The 19,945-nt window shown below is 55.9% G+C and carries 22 protein-coding genes; 3 read left to right on the top strand and 19 right to left on the bottom strand.

The genetic code is table 11. The features are described from left to right. Positions 1-2: 2 nt before the first annotated feature. The 15 genes from ABGT88_RS07180 to ABGT88_RS07110 form a co-directional block, all read right to left on the bottom strand. Complete coding sequence (locus ABGT88_RS07180; RefSeq protein WP_087427211.1) at positions 3-560, bottom strand: conjugal transfer protein TraO; 558 nt, start codon at positions 558-560, stop codon at positions 3-5. Beyond that, positions 557-1,549 (bottom strand): conjugative transposon protein TraN, encoded by a 993-nt coding sequence (gene traN / locus ABGT88_RS07175; protein WP_346702837.1) that lies wholly within the window; start codon positions 1,547-1,549, stop codon positions 557-559. The genes ABGT88_RS07180 and traN overlap by 4 nt, the downstream gene beginning before the upstream one ends. Positions 1,550-1,634: 85 nt before the next feature. Continuing rightward, positions 1,635-2,963 (bottom strand): conjugative transposon protein TraM, encoded by a 1,329-nt coding sequence (traM, locus tag ABGT88_RS07170; RefSeq protein ID WP_346701237.1) that lies wholly within the window; start codon positions 2,961-2,963, stop codon positions 1,635-1,637. Then, the gene (locus ABGT88_RS07165) at positions 2,932-3,207 is read right to left on the bottom strand and encodes a TraL conjugative transposon family protein (RefSeq protein ID WP_346702835.1); all 276 of its coding nucleotides are present in this window, start codon (positions 3,205-3,207) and stop codon (positions 2,932-2,934) included. Before ABGT88_RS07165 ends, traM begins: the two co-directional genes overlap by 32 nt. Positions 3,208-3,223: 16 nt before the next feature. Beyond that, positions 3,224-3,847 carry a conjugative transposon protein TraK gene (gene traK, locus ABGT88_RS07160; RefSeq protein WP_004322024.1) on the bottom strand — a complete coding sequence of 208 codons (624 nt, stop codon included), beginning with the start codon at positions 3,845-3,847 and terminating at the stop codon, positions 3,224-3,226. 127 nt (positions 3,848-3,974) lie between these two features. Continuing rightward, positions 3,975-5,000 (bottom strand): conjugative transposon protein TraJ, encoded by a 1,026-nt coding sequence (traJ, locus tag ABGT88_RS07155; RefSeq protein ID WP_072542206.1) that lies wholly within the window; start codon positions 4,998-5,000, stop codon positions 3,975-3,977. Between the two features lie 3 nt (positions 5,001-5,003). Further along, the gene (locus ABGT88_RS07150) at positions 5,004-5,642 is read right to left on the bottom strand and encodes a DUF4141 domain-containing protein (RefSeq protein ID WP_235339543.1); all 639 of its coding nucleotides are present in this window, start codon (positions 5,640-5,642) and stop codon (positions 5,004-5,006) included. Between the two features lie 36 nt (positions 5,643-5,678). Continuing rightward, on the bottom strand, positions 5,679-6,092 hold the full coding sequence (locus ABGT88_RS07145; protein WP_087247974.1) for a DUF3876 domain-containing protein: 414 nt from the start codon (positions 6,090-6,092) through the stop codon (positions 5,679-5,681). 37 nt (positions 6,093-6,129) lie between these two features. Then, positions 6,130-8,640, bottom strand: a complete 2,511-nt coding sequence (locus tag ABGT88_RS07140; RefSeq protein WP_346701233.1) for a TraG family conjugative transposon ATPase — start codon at positions 8,638-8,640, stop codon at positions 6,130-6,132. Next, a complete protein-coding gene (locus ABGT88_RS07135) occupies positions 8,637-8,969 on the bottom strand; it encodes a DUF4133 domain-containing protein (RefSeq protein WP_055220742.1) in 333 nt (110 codons plus the stop codon). Before ABGT88_RS07135 ends, ABGT88_RS07140 begins: the two co-directional genes overlap by 4 nt. Positions 8,970-9,012: 43 nt before the next feature. Next, entirely contained in the window at positions 9,013-9,324 is a 312-nt protein-coding gene (locus tag ABGT88_RS07130; protein ID WP_055220740.1) for a DUF4134 domain-containing protein, read from the bottom strand. A gap of 172 nt (positions 9,325-9,496) precedes the next feature. Beyond that, positions 9,497-10,183, bottom strand: coding sequence for a conjugal transfer protein TraD (locus tag ABGT88_RS07125; protein WP_346701230.1), 687 nt, complete (start codon positions 10,181-10,183; stop codon positions 9,497-9,499). A 2-nt stretch (positions 10,184-10,185) separates the two neighbouring features. Then, positions 10,186-10,539, bottom strand: a complete 354-nt coding sequence (locus ABGT88_RS07120; protein WP_071148922.1) for a DUF3408 domain-containing protein — start codon at positions 10,537-10,539, stop codon at positions 10,186-10,188. Positions 10,540-10,566: 27 nt separating this feature from the next. Beyond that, positions 10,567-10,977, bottom strand: a complete 411-nt coding sequence (locus ABGT88_RS07115) for a DUF3408 domain-containing protein (protein ID WP_071148921.1) — start codon at positions 10,975-10,977, stop codon at positions 10,567-10,569. Between the two features lie 4 nt (positions 10,978-10,981). Beyond that, positions 10,982-11,743 carry a ParA family protein gene (locus ABGT88_RS07110; RefSeq protein ID WP_205109258.1) on the bottom strand — a complete coding sequence of 254 codons (762 nt, stop codon included), beginning with the start codon at positions 11,741-11,743 and terminating at the stop codon, positions 10,982-10,984. Between the two features lie 928 nt (positions 11,744-12,671). On the opposite strand from ABGT88_RS07110, the gene mobA reads away from it, so the two are divergent. From mobA to mobC, 3 genes are read left to right on the top strand one after another with little or no spacing between them, the layout of a single operon-like run. After that, positions 12,672-13,112 (top strand): conjugal transfer protein MobA, encoded by a 441-nt coding sequence (mobA, locus tag ABGT88_RS07105; protein WP_346701227.1) that lies wholly within the window; start codon positions 12,672-12,674, stop codon positions 13,110-13,112. Then, positions 13,091-14,338 (top strand): conjugal transfer protein MobB, encoded by a 1,248-nt coding sequence (mobB, locus tag ABGT88_RS07100; RefSeq protein ID WP_346701225.1) that lies wholly within the window; start codon positions 13,091-13,093, stop codon positions 14,336-14,338. The genes mobA and mobB overlap by 22 nt, the downstream gene beginning before the upstream one ends. Before the next feature lie 36 nt (positions 14,339-14,374). Next, positions 14,375-16,384: a conjugal transfer protein MobC gene (gene mobC, locus ABGT88_RS07095; protein ID WP_346701223.1), complete on the top strand. Its 2,010-nt coding sequence runs from the start codon at positions 14,375-14,377 to the stop codon at positions 16,382-16,384. Positions 16,385-16,437: 53 nt separating this feature from the next. Here mobC and ABGT88_RS07090 read toward each other — a convergent pair whose 3' ends face one another. The 4 genes from ABGT88_RS07090 to ABGT88_RS07075 form a co-directional block, all read right to left on the bottom strand. Beyond that, positions 16,438-16,848 carry a hypothetical protein gene (locus ABGT88_RS07090; protein ID WP_204433019.1) on the bottom strand — a complete coding sequence of 137 codons (411 nt, stop codon included), beginning with the start codon at positions 16,846-16,848 and terminating at the stop codon, positions 16,438-16,440. Between the two features lies 1 nt (position 16,849). Continuing rightward, complete coding sequence (locus ABGT88_RS07085; protein WP_298112508.1) at positions 16,850-18,319, bottom strand: ATP-binding protein; 1,470 nt, start codon at positions 18,317-18,319, stop codon at positions 16,850-16,852. Between the two features lie 152 nt (positions 18,320-18,471). Further along, positions 18,472-19,098: an RteC domain-containing protein gene (locus ABGT88_RS07080; RefSeq protein WP_346701221.1), complete on the bottom strand. Its 627-nt coding sequence runs from the start codon at positions 19,096-19,098 to the stop codon at positions 18,472-18,474. A 197-nt stretch (positions 19,099-19,295) separates the two neighbouring features. Then, entirely contained in the window at positions 19,296-19,760 is a 465-nt protein-coding gene (locus ABGT88_RS07075; RefSeq protein ID WP_178488312.1) for a hypothetical protein, read from the bottom strand. Between the last annotated feature and the right edge of the window lie 185 nt (positions 19,761-19,945).

The raw sequence follows: 19,945 nt of genomic DNA, 5'->3' as shown, positions 1-19,945 counted from the left end.
CGTCAGTTGATGATGAACTTGACACCTATCCCGTACTCCGTATGGCATACCCCTATGCTTCCACCCCAGAGGAAACGCTCCCTGAGCGAAGCCGTCAGCGCGATGAAGTCCGCGAGGTACACCTCCATGTCCAGCGTGGCGGCACAGCCATAGACGAAGGCGTCCCCGTTGTTCAGCCGCGCCCCGTCGTACAGCGTCTTTTCGCCCCAGTTCACCGTCTCGTACCCGGCAAGGGCTGACGCGCCCGCATAGAGGAACACCACCTTTTTCGCGTCCGACAGGAAGTTGTAGTAGAAGCCGCCCTCCGCCGTGAACTGCGCCGCAGGGATGGTCGTACTCCTATAATCATGGTTGGTTTGCAGATATTCCACCCCGTACACCCACTTGTTGCCGCCTTTGGCATAGCTTGACAGCGTGGCTCCCAGCACATAGCCGTCCGCCCCGTTCAGCCCGGCTTTCAGTTCGATGCCCCGCATCTTCGGCAGGCACCGCTGGGCTTCCGCCCGTCCTGCCAGGAGGACGGACAGAAGCGTTACAATAAACAGTACCTTTCCTTTCATCGCACACGCAACTCGTTGATGGTTTCAGCCTGTACCAGGTCCTCGTTCTCCACGGTAAACGTCTGGTGGCGTCCGCCGTCCTTCTCGTTCATCTCCACCACGAGCTGCTTGCCGTCGGGGATGGTGAACTTCGGGAGGCAGAACACCGTGCGTTCGGACTGCTTCCCGGCTACACGGACGGCGTAGTTGTAGGCGCGGAGCGGGAACAGCACCTGCTCCTGCATGGCGGTACGCTTCGCCACCTTCTTGTCCACAATCTTGAACGTGATGTAGTCCACGTCAAACGGCACGTTGCTCTGGTTCTTGATTTCCGTGTGGAAATACAGCAGGTCATTGTGGACATAAATCCCTTTCAGCAGGTACTGGATGCCGAAACGCTTGCAGCCGATGTGCTTCACCTTGCGCTTGTCCTCCTTGTGCAGCGACTTCATGATGAGGTGTACCAGCATCGGGCTTTCGCTGCCCAGCTCCTTCAAATAAATCTCCTGCGCGTTGTTCGGTCGGTTCACCGTGCTGCCGTCGTGGATAAAGTCCTTCATCTCCACGTTCAGGATAAGCGGCTCGTCGGCGTACTTCACGTTGAAGGTATAAAAGCTGCCATCCTCCGTGATGACGCTCATGTTCGTCTCGCTGCGGAAGTCCCTGACCGTCGCCTTCACGCGGATGACGTTCTCCGCGCCGTCCGCCTTGCCCGCTATCAGGTTGGGCGAACCCAAGTCCACGTAGCGCACCGCCGCCGGAAACAGGATGTGGACGGTCTTGTCATACGTGACCTCCAGACCGTGCGGCGGTATCATGCGGTCGAACATCAGCTTCTTCGTCAGACCGTGGTACAGGTCGCCGTCCTCCTCCGTCTGTGGATAGACGTCCTTCACCAGTTCCAGCCCGTCCTCCTTGGCGGTGGCGGTGCTGTCGTTCGTCACTCCCTGCGCGTAGCTCGCACAGGCGATGCCCATCAGCAGGGCAAACATTGTCATTACTTTCTTGATACTCATTTTACGTTGGATTTAGTGGTAAATAAAAATTGGTTTGTTGATTATTTTTTCTTTTTTCGCCTTTATGTTTTTGGGCTGTTCATTCCTTTTCTTGGTACAGCAGCACCCTGTACCCCGATTTCAGATGCACCTTGATGGTGCGCATCCTTTTCGAGATGTACTGCGAGATGCCCTGTATCGCCCCGCGACCCAGATCGGAGGCGAGCTGCGCCCCCGCGTCGGTCGATATGTTGATGCTGCTTCCGAGCGAGCTGCCCATGTTCGCCCCGATTTCCTTTGCCGCGTCAATCTCCATCGAGCCGGGTATGAAGATGCCCGCCTGCCCGTCGCTGTCGTACACCTCCAGTTCCACCGGGATGATGTTTCCCCCGTGTTCCAGCGAGGTGATGCCGATGCCGAGCCTTTCGCCCTGCAACCGTGCCGCGCCCACAAGGAGCGTGTTCCGGGGGATGACGCGCCCCGACACGCGCATCGGCTCCAGCAGCCGGAGCTTCACCGTCTGCCCGTCCGTGAGGGTCTGGTCGCCCTGCACGCAGGCGGCGATGGTGTTCTTTTCCGAGGCTTCCGCCGTGCCGATGGCGGTGTGGAAACCGTAGTTCCGTTCACCTGCGTAGTCCGCAATGAAAGCCGAGTCCGTCATGGGCTGCGGCAAGGCGGACACCACCGCCGGACGCACCCCGCTTACCGGTTCAGCCTTCATGCTCTTTCCGTCCGCCTTGGCGGATGTTTCCGTCCCTTCGGGCTGTGCGCTCTGCCCGGCATTGCCCTTCCCGTTCTGGTATCTTGCCGCCAGTTCGTAGGACTTTTCCAAGAGCGCGACCTGTTCCTCCATCGAGGACGGCTTGCCCTCCTGCGCCATCAGCATGGCTTCCAGTTTGTCGATGCGTTCCCGAAGCTCCTCCTTTTCCCGGTCCTCCTTCGGCGGCTCGTAGAACGTGCCCAGCGAAGTGCTCAGCCGCTCATAGGCGGCAGCGGAGGTGCGTATGCCCGCCTGTTGCTTATCGGCACGCTCATTTTCGGACGGTTCCGTCTGTGTCAGGCGGTAGTCGTCCGATGCAGCCGCCGTGTCCGGCTTTTCCGCGCCGTCGTGCCAGAACGAGGACAGGTCGCCCACCATGTCCCGGCGTTCTTTCTGCCGGTTCTCCAACTGCAACTGCTCGTAGGCTTTCGCCTTGTCACCGATGATTTTCGAGTCTTCTGGCAGGGGCATGTCCGTGTTGAATCCCTGCCCCTGCCGTGCCTTCTCCCTGTCCTCGGAGGACGGTGCGAAGATGAGCCATAGGCAGCCCAGGAACAACAGTCCCATCAGCGGATAGACCAGCATCTTCTTGCGTTGCTGCCGCTGCTGTTCGGTCAGCGGCTTTTTCTCTTTCTGTTCATTCTTCTTCTGTTCCTTTTCCATATACATTATTATATAGGTTCATACTTTCCTGCATCGGCAGGTCCAATTTCTCGATGTGCCGTATCTCCATTGCCCCGTTCCCCTTGCCGAAACCGGCGATGGCGGTGACGGTCATGTACAGGCAGAGCGAGGCGAAAGCGGCAAATGCCGTGAGGACTATCCCCAGACGTGCCTTCGGCGGCAGGGCTTCCAGTTTTCCACGCAATTTCTTCTTGAAATTGGTGGTGTACTTTTCAATGAGAGTTTTCATCTTTCCCATACGCGCATCATCTTTCTATGGTTCGGATGTCCTTGTTTTCCAGCACCGTGAAGCCCTCGATGGTAAATCCGTTCGGATTGTCGTCCGAGCGGCTCGCGTTGAGCAGGCGGCAGGCGGTCACAAGCGTGCGTTCCGTCACGTTGCTCTCGCGGATAATCATCTGACGGGCGTATGTCCTCGCCTCGTAGGGGTAGCGGTCAAAGTTGCACACCACGCTGTCCACCTGAAGCACCTGGTTGATGTTGCCGGCGATGATGCGGTTGTAGAAGCCTTTTTCGGCGAAGTCGGCGTAGTAGTTGTACGCGCTCTTGTCCGCCAGGAGCAGGGCACGCTTCACGTTGTGTTCTATCGCGCTTTTCTCCGGTGAGAGCGTGAAGAACAGCTCATGGAAACGGCGCACGTGTTCCCTCGCTTCCGCCGGACGGTTCTGCGACAGGTCCTGCGAGAGCGCGAGCATCAGGCTCTTGCCCCCGTCGAGGACGTATATCTTCTGCCGCTGTGCCTCGGCGAAGCGGAAGGCGCACACCACCGAGCAGACCACCACGAGGGCGCAGGCTGCCGTATAGACGATGCCGAACAGACGTATCTGCCGGAAACTCGTCTCGATGTTCTTTAGTGATTTGAATTCCATTTTCTTTTCGTCTTTCTTTTTCTGTTTGTAAAATCATCATTCAGTATCCGTTTCCCGAAGTGGCACTTCGGGGAGGTCAAAGTGGCACATAGGCAACCCCAAAGTGCCACTTCGACCGTTCCGGCTGTTACCTCTTGAACACCTTTCCAGCCGTTCCCTTGATGAGCTTCCCGGCACGCCCCGCCACGTTTCCTGCGGCTGCACCTGCCACGCTGCCGCCCAAAGCCCCGGCGGTCCCGATGTTCTTGTTGTAGCTGCCGATGCCGCCTCCGGCTTGGATAATCCAGCCCGCCACCGTCGGTATGGTGAAATAACCCACGATGCCGATGATAAGGAATACGATGTACACCCCGTCGCTTGCATCCAGCGAAAAGTTCGGGTCGGTCTGCATACGCTCGATGTCCTGCTGGAGCATCAGAATCTGGATTTTCGCCAGTATGGTACTGAACAGGTCGGACACCGGAAGCCAGAGGTAAATCTGTATGTAGCGGCTGAACCACGCCGAGAGCGTCGAGTGGAAGCCGTCCCACACGGAGAAGGCGAAGGCTATCGGTCCCAAGATGCTGAGCACTACGAGGAAGAACGTCCGTAGCGTGTCGATGATGAGTGCGGCTGCGGCGAACATCAGTTCAAGCAGTTCGCGGAACCAGTCACGCACGCTTTTCTTGATGTTGTACGCCGCCCGGTCCATGTACATCCCCGTCATCGTCACGAGATCCGAGGGCGACCAGCCCAGCTCGTCCAGCTGCCGGTCAAACTCCTCGTCTGAGGCGAGGTAGGCGGTTTCCGGGTTGCGCATCAGCGCCTCGTACTCCAGTTTGTCCTTCTGCTCCCGGTACTCGTTCATGTCGAAGGTCTGTTCTTCGAGAATCCCGTGTACACCCTGCACGATGGGACTCAGCACGCTGTTCATCGTGCCCAATACGATGGTCGGGAAGAACAGGATGCACAGACCTAATGCAAAAGGTCTCAGCAGCGGGTACACGTCTATCGCTTCGGCTCGTGCCAACGACTGCCATACGCGCATCGCCACGTAGAACAGTGCGCCCAGCCCGGCAAGCCCCTTCGCCACGCCCGTCATGTCCGCGCAGAGCGGCATCATCTCGTCGTAGAGCGAAAGGAGTATCTGGTGAAGGTTGTCGAACTCTCCCATAGGCTACCAGTACCTTTCGTTAGCCGTTCCGTACAGCGACATCACCCGGTCCATGTCGTTCTTCTTCCTTGCCCGCAGGTAGCTCACCGAGATGGTCTTGCCCGTGTAGTAGCGCACAAGGTTGCGGTAGTTCATCAGGCTGCGGTAGGCGTTGTCGATGATCGCCAGCCGTTCCGCGTCCGAGAGCGACATCCCCGTGACGTTCACCACGTTCTTCAAATCTTGCAGCACGTCCGAGCTTTCGTCTATCAGCATGGCGTAGCCCGACGAGATGGCGGCAAGCTCCTCCGGCGTGTAGTTCTCGTCCGAGAGCATCTTCTGGTAGTTTTCCACGTAGATTTCGGAGATTTCCATCACCAGCCCGATGCTCTTCGTCACCTTCACGCCGCCTTTCACCACGTCATGCACGGCTTGGAGCGCGTCGTAATACTTCTTGCCCTGCTCGAACACTTTCTTGGTTTCCAGAAAGCCGTTCAGGGTGTTCGCCTTCGTGCCCGCCGTCTCCACCATCTCCTTGGCGGAGTTGATGATGCTCTGGGCGAGGTTGCCGGGGTCGGACACCACCCACTGGGCGTTTGCCGTGCCCGCACCCGTGAGGCACAGGCAGACCGCTATCAGCGGCATTTTCAGTTTCTGTCTCATTCTCATTCACGTTGGATTTAGTGGTACATTAGTTTTTTATTGTCCTTCCTTCTTTTCGCCGTCCGAAGCGTCCTCCATATTTACCCGGATGTAGTCGCCGTTCGGCGAGAAGGTCAGCACGTCCGTTTCCTCGTTGTACGCCACGTCGATGCGAAAGCCCGTGTTCATGTAGAGGTTGCCGTTCTCCTCCCGCTGGAGCAGGTAGGTTTCCGGCTTCAGCCTGCGGCGCACGCCCGACCGTCGGAACAGCGTCACCTTGTAGTGTTCACCCTCCTTGTACACCAGTATGTCGGGTCCCGCCTCCGCACTCTGCCAGTTGCCGCAAATCTTCTCGCGGACGTCTTCGTTTTCCTTCATTACCGTTTCGCAGGCTTGCAGCATCAGCGATGCCAAGCCAATCAGACCGCCGCAAAGCAGCAGCCGTTGTGTCTTTGTCAGTTCAATGTTCATTTTCTGTTTCAATTTTTAATGTCGTTGAATAATCTGTTTACTGTTTTTCTTCTTTTCGCCTTTCCGCTATCTGCCGTATGGCGGCTTCCATGTCGCCGCCCAGCTTCTCCGCCAGTTCGCGGACTTCCATCTTTTCCGTTTCCTCCGTCGTGTAGGCAAGATACTCGTGCATGGATACTTCCGTGGCGTACACCGCCGACTGTGTGCCGCCCAGCCCTATCCAGACTTCCTTGTACCGCCTTGACGGGTCATTAGACTGGTTGATGGAGAGTATCTGCGACTTCTCCTTTTCCGTCAACCCCAAGAGGGACTGTATCTGGTCAAAGCGGTTCATAAACTTCCGTTGGTCGAGCAGTATCTTGCAGTCCGAGTTGTTGATGATGCTCTCCTTCACGATGGGCGACGAGATGATGTCGTCCACCTCCTGCGTCACCACAATCGCCTCGCCGAAGTATTTTCTGACCGTCTTGTACATATAGCGCAGATAATCAGCCATGTTCGCCGAAGAAAGAGCCTTCCAAGCCTCCTCCACGATGAGCTGTTTCCTTACGCCTTTCAGCCGCCGCATCTTGTTGATAAATGCTTCCATGATGATAATCGTGACCACCGGAAAAAGCTCGGCATTATCCTTCACACTGTCAATTTCGAAGACCACGAACCGCTTGTGCAGCAGGTCGATGTTCTCCGTGGAGTTGAGCAGGAAGTCGTACCGTCCGCCCCGGTAATACTGCCGGAGAGTGGTCAGGAAGTTGTCGATGTTGAAGTCCGTCTTTGCCACCTTGATGTAGCGTTCCTCCATCTCCTTGCGGTACACGTCCCGCATGTACTCGTAGAACGAGTTGAACGACGGCACGATGCCCTTGTCCTGTTGGATTTTCAGGATGTAGGCGTTTACCGCGCTGCCCAGTTCCGCTGACTCCGTTTTTGTGGCGGGTTCGTTCTCGCTTTTCCACAGGGTGAGCAGCAGCGTCTTGATGCTGTCCTTCTTCTCCACGTCGAACACCCCGTCGTCCGTGTAGAACGGGTTGAACGAGATGGGCTTTTCCTCCGTGTAGGTGAAGTAGATGCCGTCCCTGCCCTTCGTCTTGCGGTGTATCATCTCGCACAGCCCTTGGTAGGAGTTGCCCGTATCGACCAGCACCACGTGGGATCCTTGTTCGTAATACTGCCTGACAAGGTGGTTCATGAAGAATGACTTGCCGCTTCCCGAAGGACCCAATACGAACTTGTTTCTGTTCGTCGTCACGCCCCGCTTCATCGGCAGGTCGGAGATGTCGATGTGCAGCGGCTTGCCGCTTATCCTGTCCGCCATGCGGATGCCGAAGGCGGAGGGCGAGTCCTTGTAGTTGGTCTCGCCGGCGAAGAGGCACACCGCCTGCCCGATGAACGTGTGGAACGACTCTTCTGCCGGAAAGTCCGCCGCATTGCCGGGGATGCCTGCCCAGAACAGTGTCGGGCAGTCCGTCGTGTTGTGGCGCGGCACGCAGCCCATGCTCGCCAACTGGCTGCCTACATCGTTCTTGATGCGTTTCAGTTCCTCCGCGTCGTCGCTCCACGCCATCACGTTGAAGTGGGCGCGGACGGACTTCAGCCCCTGCGAGTGCGCTTCGTTCAGGTACTCCTCGATCCACTCGCGGTTGATGGCGTTCTGACGGCTGTACCGCGAGAGCGACTGCATGTTCCTCGCCGTTTTCTCGAAGCGGCGCAGTTCCTCGTCGCTGTTGCCGATGAGCACGTACTGGTTGTATATGTGGTTGCAGGGAAGCAGCAGGCCCACGGGAGCGGCGAACGACAGGCGGCAGTCCGAGCGGTCGGTCGAGAGCCGTTCGTAACGGCTGTCAGTGGCCACCGCAGCGGGCAGGTCTTCCGTGTCCGACAGGGTATGCAGGCACAGCCGGTTGTCGCCGATACGCATCTCCCTTGCCGTCATTTCGATGTCCTCCAGACAGTCCACATTGCCCGGCGAGAGCGCGAAGTACCTGCCTATGATGCCCGTTTCCTTTTCCGTGCCGATGATTTCGTCATCGGAGAGCCGGCGCAGCCTGACATGCCCCGAATCGTTCAGGATACGCGCGAACTGCTCCACCGCCTCGATGAACTTCACCGTCGTTTCCTTGTCCTGCATCTCCTTCGGCACGATGTGCCCCCGGCACAGGGTGTTCCAGTTGCTCTGCTGTCTCATGCGCTCCTTCGTCGTCTTCGTCAGGAACAGGTAGCACTTGTGGTGCAGGAACGGGCGCTCGTTGAAGTGCATCTCGTAGCTGCGGGCAAGGAAGCCCATGCCCTCCCTGCCTGTGTCGGGGCGGTACCGCTCCTTCACGTACCAGTCCTGCTTGTGCAGCACCGTGTAGTCGGGCAGCACCTTTATCGCCTTGCACCACGTGGCATGGATGGCCTCGTACTCCTCCGCCGTGACGGTATAGACCTCCGGCAGTTCCACCTCGAAGGCGGCAGTAATGTCCGCGTCCTTCGAGACGATGCAGCCGTGCTCCACCGAGAGCAACGGGAAGCGGCTTTCCAGCGTGGTGGCTTTCATTACATTTCTCATACGTTTCTTCCTTTCTTTTTTCGTCTTAACAGATTGGACACCCGTCTGCGGTGGAGCACATGGCGGGGGCGCATCCGTGCCGCGCCCAGCTTCATCAGCCCGTGTTCGCCGTACTTCGCGTTCAGGCGGAACGTGAGCCACACGGTGGCGGAAGCCGACACCGCACCGAAGCCGATGCAGAGCCATTGGCCCGCGCCTGCCATGTACAGGATGACAAAGAGGATGAAGGCGGCAAGCAGCCCGCCTGCGAAGATGAACAGGTATTGCGCCTTCAGTCCCTTGAACTCCACCGGACGGCCTATGCCCTTGTTGATAGGGTATTCAGCCATTGTCCTTTTACCTTATTATAATATGTATAGGTATGCCCGTTTATTAAAGGAAGAACGAACGGAGAATCGTCGCGCTCACAATCAGGAAGATGCACGCCCCGAACCAGCTTGCGGCGGTCTTCGAGGTGTCGGGGTCGCCCGACGAGAACTTGCCATATACCTTGATGCCCCCGATAAGCCCGACGACCGCTCCGATGGCGTAGATGAGTTTCGTGCCGGGGTCGAAATAGCTGGTCACGAGGTTGGTAGCCTCATTGATGCCCGCCATGCCGTTGCCTTGTGCGGACGCTGAGATGTTTGCAGCCAGCAGAAGGGCTGCGAGAATGATTTGCTTTTTCTTCAATGTCTTTGTCATAATCGTTTCTTTTTTTGTGCCTCCGGGTTGGATAGTCCCTTTGGCGGTTGATACTTGTTTTACTTCTTGCGGCTTTGGATGAAGCCGGCTTGTGGATTTAGTGGTTCGGTGGCAAGCCGTGGTTTAGCCGTAGTCGATTTTCTTTTTTCGCATCATTGTTACGTTTTACTTGTTATACAAAATCACGGATGTTGAAATCCTCAATATTATCCGGAACTGCGGGCGCTTTCTTGGGCATTACCGCCGGTGCCGGTTTTGCCTGAGCCGCCGACACGGAGTCCAGATAGTAGTCCATCAGCTCGTCCAGCTTCTTGCGGGTCGCCTCCGAACTCTTTTCTATCATCGCGAACAGTTCGTTTCCTTTCATGTCGCAGAACACCATTCCGGCGTGTCGGCGTTCCTCTTTCGTGGCTTTCGGTTTCTTCGCTGTCCGCATGGCAAGGTCGATGTCCTCGAAGGTCAATCCTCCCGCCTCATGGGGTTCACCGTCATATTCCTCGTCCTCGTCATATTCTGCCATGTCCGACACGCGGCTGTCTGCAAACACCTCGTCCAGTTCCCCGTCGGGCACTTGGCGAGGATGGCGTTCCGGTGTTTCGTCGGCAAAGGTAACGTCCTTTTCGTCCACATCTTCACTTTGGGCATCCGTGGCAGCATTTGGCTTCATTGTGGCAGCTTGTGGCTTCCTTTCCGCCATTCGGAACCGGCTTTTCCCCACAATATCGTCGGGCATTCCTTTCATTTCGCAGTCCTTCCCCTTGCCGTCTTCCGCCTTGTTGTCTTCCCGGCGTTCCCAAGTCAGGTAGATGACCATCCACAGGTTGAAGGCCATCATCAGCACAATCAACAGCTCGGCCATGATTAAAGCGGTTGAGAGGATTCACGGCGTATCAGGGCATTGATGTCGTCCCCGTAGGTCCGGAGGTGTTCCTCCAGCACGTTCTCGATATACCCGCCGATGGTACTGCCGTTCACGCCCAATGTCCGCACGATACGGGAGAGTTTCCCGTGCATCTCGCGGCTGAGGTAAATGCACTGGCGGTGTGTCCCCTGCCGGGGCTTCAGGTAGCGGAGGAAGCCCGCAGCCTTTTCCGTCCGGGCGTCGTCCACGATGTGGATGACCACATCCGCTGCTTCCGGGTTCTTCACTTGGGGAGTGTCCGCCTCCGGGCAGCCATTCCCCTTTTTCTTTGTTCTCGCATTAAAAAATCCCATCTTGTTTTCGTTTTTAAGGGTGAATAATCAATAAATGTCCTCGTAATTTTTCCGGTATAACCGGCGGATCACCTCCTCGTACTCGCGGAAGTGTTGCTCCAGCACGCGGTCCACATAGACCGACAGCGTAAGCCCGTTTTTCCCGATGACTTGCACGATGCGCTGTATCCGTTCATGGTAACTTTTGCGGATGTAAGCGGTCTTGCCCGAACACACGGGAACTCTCGGAGCGTATAGGAAGCGTTCCAGATAGGCCTCTTCTTTCTTCGCCTCTTCCTTTCTCGTCTTTGCCTGCGGCTTCTCCGCCGCGCTTGCCGCTTTCTCCGGGGCATTTCCTTCCGTCACGGCCTCTTCCGGGGCGGCGGGCGCGGGCATCTCCGGACGGAACGAGTCCAGGAACTTGCCGGGGTCAATATCGACATCGAGTTTCTTCGCCATCGGTTCAACGCTTTACGATGCCGAGTATTTCTTCCGCAAGGGCGTCGATGCCGCTTCCTTTCGCCAGCGCCTTGTCCGGCGGCAGCAATGTGGAGCGGAAAAACGGGCGGTCGCCTTCCTCCGAGCCTTCCTTGCGGAAACGCTTGCTGTCGGGCAGGCTGGTGTTCAGCACTTCAAGCCCCATCCCGGCTATCACCTTGTCGTAGATGTCGTACAGGTCGGTCTTCTCGCGCTTGTCCACCATGTTCCACAAGAGGCGGATGCCCTTGATGTTCGACTTGCCGGTGGTGATCAACGTGTCGTTGATGATGCTTGCATATTTCAGCGAGCTTTCCATGATGAAACGGTCGGCGGCTATCGGGCAGAAGATGTAATCCATTGTCGCTACTGTCTTGATTAGTCCGAGGTTGTTCACCGTGCCCGTCAGGTCGAAGAAGATGAAATCGGGCGGTGTCGCCGACTCAATGAAGGGCTTGACCGTTTCTATCGCATTGTCGGGTCGGCTGCCCACGATCGGGTAGGCACGTTTGCCAATGCGCTTGAACTGGTCGTATGCCAGCTTGCGCAGGTACGGGTTGCGTTCGATGTTCTTCAGGTCACGCTCGCGCATGTCCTTGATGCTGAACTGGGGATAGTCGCAGTCCACGACCGCCACGTCATACCCCTTCACGTAATACAGGTAACTCGCCATCAGCACGGTGAGTGTCGTTTTGCCGGCCCCTCCCTTCTGGGTGGAGAAGGCGATGAACAAAGGTTCTTTTTTCATGCTTTCTTTTTTATTTATCGTTAAACATCAGCTCATGGTCTGGCAGGCAGCCGCCCGTGCAAACAGGCTGGCAGTCCGGCCTCCTGTCCTGCCCTTGTGCCTTTCTGCCGGCAGGCAGGCACGGGGGCAGGCAGGAAGGCAGGCGGGAGGGCAAGGATGCCAGCCCGACGGCAGGAAGGCGTGCCGGCCATTCCGACTGCAAAGGAAAGGGACTTTCGCCAAGGTTGTATCACTCCGCCGGTGCGTGGCAGCATTTGGCTCCGATGTGGCAGCTTGTGGCGTTGTTCGCCCGCCTTTGCCGCCGCTTTCCCTGTCGCTTCCTCCGTTTGCACATCTTTTAATCCCGACCGTCCCGTTGCGTTCTTGCCTGTATGCCCCCGTGCCGGCAGGCAGGCACAAGGGCAGGCAGGGATGCAGGCGGAAGGGCAAGGATGCCAGCCCGACGGCAGGAAGGCGTGCCGGCCATTCCGACCGCAAAGGAAAGGGACTTTCGCCGAACTTATGTCCCTTTGCCCTTGCGTGGCAGCATTTGGCGCCAATGTGGTAGCCTGTGGCGTTCCTCAGCCCCTTTCCGACCCGGATTTACCCCCTACCTTTGCACCCAAGCGGCAGGGCAATGCTCCCGGCGCGTACCGCAGGCCCCGGCTCCGTCCTTCTTTTGGGCAGCCGGAGGGTATCGGGCGACCGATACCCAGTCAAGTCGGGAATGACAGGTTTACCCCAATCCGTCTGCTACGGATTTTTGTGTCCTCTAAGACACAGCAAGGTGTCCTTTGAGTTACTCAAAGGGTTTCGGGTTACTCCCGAAACGACCTTGCCCCTTGCGGGGAGGGGCTTCCTCTCCGAAGTCGGGAAGCCTGTTTTCCTACCTGCGGTGCGGTTGCCGGAAGCTGCGCTTAGGCCGTGACACCACTAAATCCATTGTAATATGAACGAGAACAAGAACGGGGCTGCAAGCCCCAAGTGGGGGCGGCACCCGAAAGAAAGCCGCAAGTCGCACTGCGTGATAGTGCGTTTTGACGACGGGGAATGGCTCAGGTTCCTCGCCATGTACGAGAAGTCCGGCGTGTACGCGAAGGCGGTGTTCCTGAAGGCGCACTTCTTCGGGCAGCCCTTCCGGGTATTGGTCACGGACAAGGCTCTGCTCGACTACTGCACGAAGCTCTCCGCCTTTCATACGCAGTACCGTGCCATCGGCAACAACTACAACCAAACGGTCAAGGAACTGCGTTGCCATTTCTCCGAGAAAAAGGCGATGGCATTGCTCTACCGGCTGGAGCAATGCACGAAGGAACTGGCGGCATTGATGCGCCAAGTCATGGAACTGTCCAAAGAGTTTGAGGGAAGATGGTCGCAAAAATCAATGTAGGCACGTCGCTGTACGGCGCACTCGCCTACAACGGACTGAAGGTGAACGAGGGCGAGGGCAAGCTCCTCGCCGTGAACAAGGTCTTCGACGACGGCAGCGGACGGGTGGACATCGCCCGTGCCGTGGAGGACTTCCGGCGCTATATGCCGGAGAACGTGCGTACACGGAACAAGGTCATCCACATCTCCCTCAATCCGCATCCCGACGACCGCCTGACGGACATGGAGATGGAACAGCTTGCGCGGGAGTATCTGGAAAAGCTGGGCTACGGCGACCAGCCCTTTCTTATCTTCAAGCACGAGGACATCAACCGCCACCACCTGCACATCGTTTCCGTCAATGTGGACGAGCGGGGCAGGCGGCTGAACAAGGACTTCATCCACCGCCGCAGCAAGCGCATCACCACCGAGCTGGAACGCAAGTACGGCCTGCACCCCGCAGACCGCAGGCAGCACCGCCATGACAACCCCTTGCGGAAAGTGGATGCTTCGCAAGGCGACGTGAAGCGTCAGGTGGCGAACACCGCCAAGGCGGTCATGGCGACCTACAAGTTCCAGACGATGGGCGAATACCGCGCCCTGCTCTCCCTCTACAACGTCACGGTGGAGGAAGCCCGTGGCAACGTGGACGGGCGCGAGTATCACGGACTGGTCTATGCCGCCACCGACGATGCCGGGAACAGAGTGGGCAATCCTTTCAAGGCATCCCGTATCGGGAAGTCCGTCGGCTATGAAGCCGTGCTGCGCAGGTTTGAACTTTCCAAAGGGCAGATCCGCGACAAGCGTCTGGCGGATAGGACACGCAAGACCGTCGCCGCCGCGCTCGCCCGGACATACCGCAAGGAGGAGTTCATCGGCCTGCTTCATGCAAAGGGCGTGGATGTGGTGTTCCGCCATACGGACGAGGGGCGCATCTACGGGGCGACCTTCATCGACCACCGCACGGGCTGCGTGCTGAACGGCTCGCGCTTGGGCAGGGAGTTTTCCGCCAACGCCTTGCAGGAGCATTTCACCCTGCCGTATGCCGGCACTCCGCCGATACCGTTCACCATTACGGAGGACACGCCACAGGCAGACATCCGTTCCTATGAGGAACACGGCGAGGGGCACTCCACCGGCTTGGGGCTGCTCGGTGGCGATGCGTCGGGCGCACAGGCTCAGGAAGCCGCCTTCGAGCGTGACCTCAAACGCAGGCGGAAGAAACGCCGCAAGGGTTTGGGGCTGTAATCCATTTTTTCATCAACTTAAAAAAGAAACAGATTTATGTCACAACAGGAAGACGATTTGAGGGCATTGGCGAAAATCATGGATTTTCTGCGTGCCGTAAGCATTTTAATGGTGGTCATCCACCTCTATTGGTATTGTTACGAAGCCGTAAGGCTGTGGGGCATCGACATCGGCGTGGTGGACAGGGTACTGATGAACTTCGACCGCACCGCAGGATTGTTCCGCTCCATCCTTTATACGAAACTCTTTGCGTTGGTGCTGCTGGCACTCTCGTGTCTGGGCACGAAGGGGGTCAAGGAGGAAAAAATCACGTGGGCAAGGATTTGGACGGTGCTTGCCGCAGGGCTGGTGCTGTTCTTTCTGAACTGGTGGATATTGTCCCTGCCGTTGCCCGTAGAAGCAAACGCGGCATTGTACACCGCCACCGTTGCGGCGGGCTATGTCTGCCTGCTGATGTCCGGCACATGGATGAGCCGCCTTCTGCGCACCAACCTCATGGAAGACGTGTTCAACGTGGAGAACGAGAGTTTCCAGCAGGAAACGCGGCTCATCGAGAACGAGTATTCGGTGAACCTGCCCACACGCTTCTATTACAGGAAGAAGTGGAACGACGGGTACATCAACGTGGTAAACCCGTTCCGTGCGTCCATCGTGTTGGGCACGCCGGGCAGCGGCAAGTCGTATGCCGTGGTAAACAGTTTTATCAAGCAACAGATTGAGAAAGGTTATTCAATGTATATCTATGATTTCAAATTCAGCGACTTATCGACCATTGCCTACAACCACCTGATGAACCACCCGGAAGGATATAAGGTCAAGCCGAAGTTCTACGTGATAAACTTCGACGACCCGCGCCGCTCGCACCGCTGTAATCCCATTCACCCCGATTTCATGGAAGACATTACCGATGCCTACGAGAGCGCCTACACCATTTTATTAAATTTGAACAAGACTTGGGTGCAAAAGCAGGGCGACTTCTTCGTGGAGAGTCCGATTATACTGTTTGCCAGTATTATCTGGTTTTTACGGATTTATCAGGATGGAAAATATTGCACCTTCCCACACGCCATTGAGTTGTTGAACAGACGGTATGAGGACATTTTCCCTATCCTCACCAGTTATCCCGAACTGGAAAACTATCTTTCACCCTTTATGGACGCTTGGCAGGGCGGCGCGATGGAACAGCTTGCCGGACAGATAGCGTCGGCGAAGATACCGCTATCCCGTATGATTTCCCCGCAGCTCTATTGGGTCATGTCCGACAGCGAGTTTACCCTCGACATCAACAATCCCGACGAGCCGAAGATACTCTGTGTCGGCAACAACCCCGACCGTCAGAACATCTACGGTGCGGCATTGGGCTTGTACAATTCACGCATCGTGAAGCTCATCAACAAGAAGGGCAAGCTGAAGTCGGCGGTAATCATAGACGAGCTGCCTACCATTTACTTCAAGGGGCTGGACAACCTTATCGCCACTGCCCGAAGCAACAAGGTGGCGGTCTGCCTCGGCTTTCAGGACTTCTCACAGTTGAAGCGCGACTACGGCGACAAGGAAGCCGCCGTAGTGATGAACACGGTGGGCAACATCTTCTCCGGTCAGGTGGTCGGCGAGACCGCCAAGACCCTTTCGGAGCGTTTCGGCAAAATCTTGCAGAAGCGGCAGAGCATCACCATCAACCGCGAGGACAAGTCCACCTCCATCAACACGCAGATGGAGATCCTTATCCCGGCAAGCAAGATTTCCACGCTCACGCAGGGCATGTTCGTCGGTGCGGTGGCGGACAACTTCAACGAGCGCATCGAGCAGAAGATTTTTCATTGTGAGATAGTGGTGGATGCCGAGAAGGTGAGACGCGAGGAGCAGGCTTACAAGCCCATCCCCGTCATCACGGACTTCACCGATGCCGACGGCAACGACCGCATGAAGGAGATGATTCAGGAGAACTACAACCGCATCCGTGCGGAGGTGCGGCAGATTGTCGCCGACGAGTTACAGCGCATCCAGTCCGACCCCGAACTGCAACACCTGTTGCAGAATAAGTAATACGCCACAGGCGAAAAGAGAAAATCCGTAGCTCGGTTCAATTCACGACCGGGTTACGGATTTTCCTTTTCTTGTATCTTCTTTTCTGCTTTGAGCAGCTTGTTGAGGGTGGAAATGACAAGGGTCATCAGATAGTTTTTCAACTCGCTGTCTTCCTTCATCAAGATGCCGTATTCTTCGGCGAAGGCTTCCAACATCCATTTCCGGATGTCTGCCATATCCTCCCCGAAAGGTATCAGCCGGTTCTCATTCCAATAGGAGGTAACGGCAGACACAAACATTGACTTGAAAGCCGCCTTTTGTTCCGCGTTCAGTTTCTTGTAGCGTGTCCTTTCCGTAATGGGCGGTTCGCTGTATGGCATGACGGATACCGGGTCATAGACGGACACCAAGTCGCCGCCGTAATCAATGATTATCGGCAAGTCTGGCTTTATACCATGTTTCCGCTTTTTCTTTTTCGCCATATTACTTGTTCCCTTTCAACACTGCCTTTCCCTGTTCGGTAAGCCGGTATTTCTGCTTGGGACTATGCTTGGTCAAATCAGGATATACAGCTTCCACCAGTTCAAGCCCGATGGCGGCGTTCAAATAATTTTCCAAGAAATTGCTTCTGTCCTTCAAACCGATTGCTTCCATCATCTCCTTGGGTGAATAGATGCCATCCGACAGGGCTGCGATTAGTTTGCCGACCTGTGGGGTGACTGTGGGATTACTATGGGGTAACTGTGGGGTAACTATGGGATTTTCCCCCATGGCTTTTGGCATGTAGCGGAATACAAGCACGACAAAACCGCCTCCAAGCCTGTATTCTGGAGAGGGCAATCCGGCTTTGCGACACTCCTCCTCCATCAAGCTGATGCCGCGCCCCCAATTCTCCAACAGTTTCCTTTTATAAAGGACATTGGCGATTATTGGATTTTGAGGTTCCGAACAATGCTCGGACGCCATCCTCTCCACATCCCAGCCATGCGGGAAAGAACCGGGATTTTCTATTTCCACACGGTCATCGTATATGGCGATGCCGACAGAGCCTCCGGCTTCCCTGTAACTGCGGTGAGCCAACGAGTTTAGCACACCTTCCCTTACGGCCTTATAAGGCACAGACAAATGTTCTTCACGTTCCAGCCCCTCAATCCTGCCCGACAATGAAAGGTGTTTGAACAGGAAAGCCATTGCAGCGTCAAGCAGTTGGAATATATTGCCGTAAATGCGTTGGCTGTCTATGAATTCCATCTTGTCAGTTCCTCTGAAACGCGCCAGGCGCAGCAGGCATTGGGGATAGTTTGCCGGCATTTCCCGGTTGGCAAACAGGATGGCGGCTGCATGGTTCAGTACGCCGTTCCTCATCAGGCTGAATTTTTCAAGAATGACAGGAATGTCGTTTCCCGTATTTTCCGGCAGGCGTCCGCAGTCTATTCCCAGACGGACAGTTTTAAGCACCTCGTTCTCATCAATGTCATTTAATGTTAAATCAGGGTCGTCAAACAGTTCCCAGCGGTGACGCACACCGTCGCGGTCGAGCAACAACTCATTGTATTTTTGTTGTGGCATGGCGACAGTGGTGCTTTCCACACGCATATAAGGGCGACTCTTATAAGTGAACGGGCGTTCCATCCTTGCGTCTTCAACATGGAGGGTGATGATTCTCTTTTCACCGTCTGGCAAGGGCACGTATGAAACCTGTACCGTGGCAGTCGGCTCCAATCTGCCGATGGCTTCCGCAATCTCCCGCTTCGTCTTGTCGCTCACTTCCTGCCCGATGATTTTCCCGTTGTCTGACACGCCGAACAGTACCGTGCCGCCTTCACCGTTGAGGAAGGCGCACAGCGTTTCCATGCCGCGCTCCAACTGCCCGGTGGTCTGCTTGAACTCAACCTTGCCGCCTTCCTTTTCTGCTATCAGGTCTTGTATGCTATTGAGATTGTCTGTTTCCATCGTCTTGCTCTTTGGTTTACAAAAATAATAAATTGCCCTGCCGAAAAAGAAAGTTTTACGCTATTTCTATATGTTATGACTTAAAAAAACAGGCAAGGAGACACTCACACGCCCCCTTGCCCTCTTTGTTTTGTATGATTAACAAAAATGTTTTATCTTCTCATCCGCTCCCGTTCCTCGTCCAGCAGCATCCGTCTGTTCACCTTTTCCGCCGCACGGTCGAGGAAGTAGGTGCGGCTCTCGTTTTTGCGCATCTTGATGTCATTGTAGATATTGTAGCAGCCTTTCGCCTGTACGCCGAAAACCTTGTAGAAGTAGGCGGCTATCTCCTTCAGCGAGGCTTCGCCGCCGTTGATGCAGCCCATCTCGCTGACGCCGTAGATAAGCTCCACGAGGTCGGACGCCTTGCCCGTCCACCGCATCGGCGGGGCATCGGCAGGCGTGTCGTCTTTCTTTTCGTCTTTGTAGGGGATGGAGGATAGTGGCGGCACTTGGCTGTGTGGGATGGTAATGATTTTAAGCATCCTGCGCACGAAAGCGAGTGCTTTTCGCACATATATGCTGTGTTCAGTGTTTGGGTTCCGTATGGCTTTGTGGTATTGCAGTTCCGTTTCCACATAGCTCAGAGCAGGCAATGGGTGGCAGGGGCTTGCCGCTCCCGTACAGAGCGACACGACCGCCGTGGTGAACTCGTTGTATGCCGCACCCAGTTCTGTGCGGCTGTCGGGGTTGTCTATCAGACGGAAGAATTCCGTCTCGGTCAGTATGAGATGTTCCATTTGCTTATCAGTTTTATGTTGTTACACATGGGTTGAATATGTGCGCACATAAAACTATGCGGCAAATGGCAGTCCAGCGGGAAGAATTTTTTGCCGCCAGATTTGTAAATTATTGACAGCCAGCGATATTTTTGTTGAAAATAAATTGGAAAGCCTAAAAACGGATTTCCAAAAGTGTTCAGAAAGTGAACACGTGTTCAGAATCTGAACACTTTTTTGAGCAGGGAAGTGTTCATTTTCTGAACACTTGCGCCGTCCCTCCTGCGGTACACGGCTTTCAGCGAGCCGTCCTTGTACGCCTTCATTTCATCCCGTGTCCATTCGCTTCCGGGCAGATGGCCTTGGAACAGACGGCAGCCGTTCCCTGCAATGACGGGTATCGTGCAGAGGATGATTTCATCCGGCAGGTACATGCGTATCATGCCGTTGATGATACCGGTGGTAGCGGTGTTGGCTTCTATCAGGCAGGTGCTGTCGGACTTGTCAAGCGACAGCATGGTGAGGGAGGTGTATTCGGAGAGCGGACGGGCGGTTTCCTTCATTCCGGCCATCCCGAACCTGTCGGGCACGTCTGTTTTGGAAAGCCATTCCTGCGCTTCCCGTGAGCTGTCCGCAAGGCATCCGTCCATCGTGAGAACGGCGAATAATACGACTTTTCCCATTCGGTCTGTTTTTTAATGGTTATGACCGAAGCCGACAAATGAAAATAGCGTGCAATTCACACTACTTTCTGATGACGGCTCTGGACTGCCTCTACGGAATGTACGTGACTGCACGCTATGCCGAGGCATAGCATAAGCATCACGCAATCGCCTTCCGTAGTTCAAATTGTCCAGATTCTCACCAG

The sequence above is a fragment of the Barnesiella sp. An22 genome, from assembly GCF_963931395.1.
Lineage (GTDB): Bacteria > Bacteroidota > Bacteroidia > Bacteroidales > Barnesiellaceae > Barnesiella > Barnesiella merdigallinarum.
Note: the sequence above shows the minus strand (reverse complement) of the source record. Positions and strands in the feature narration are given on the sequence as shown.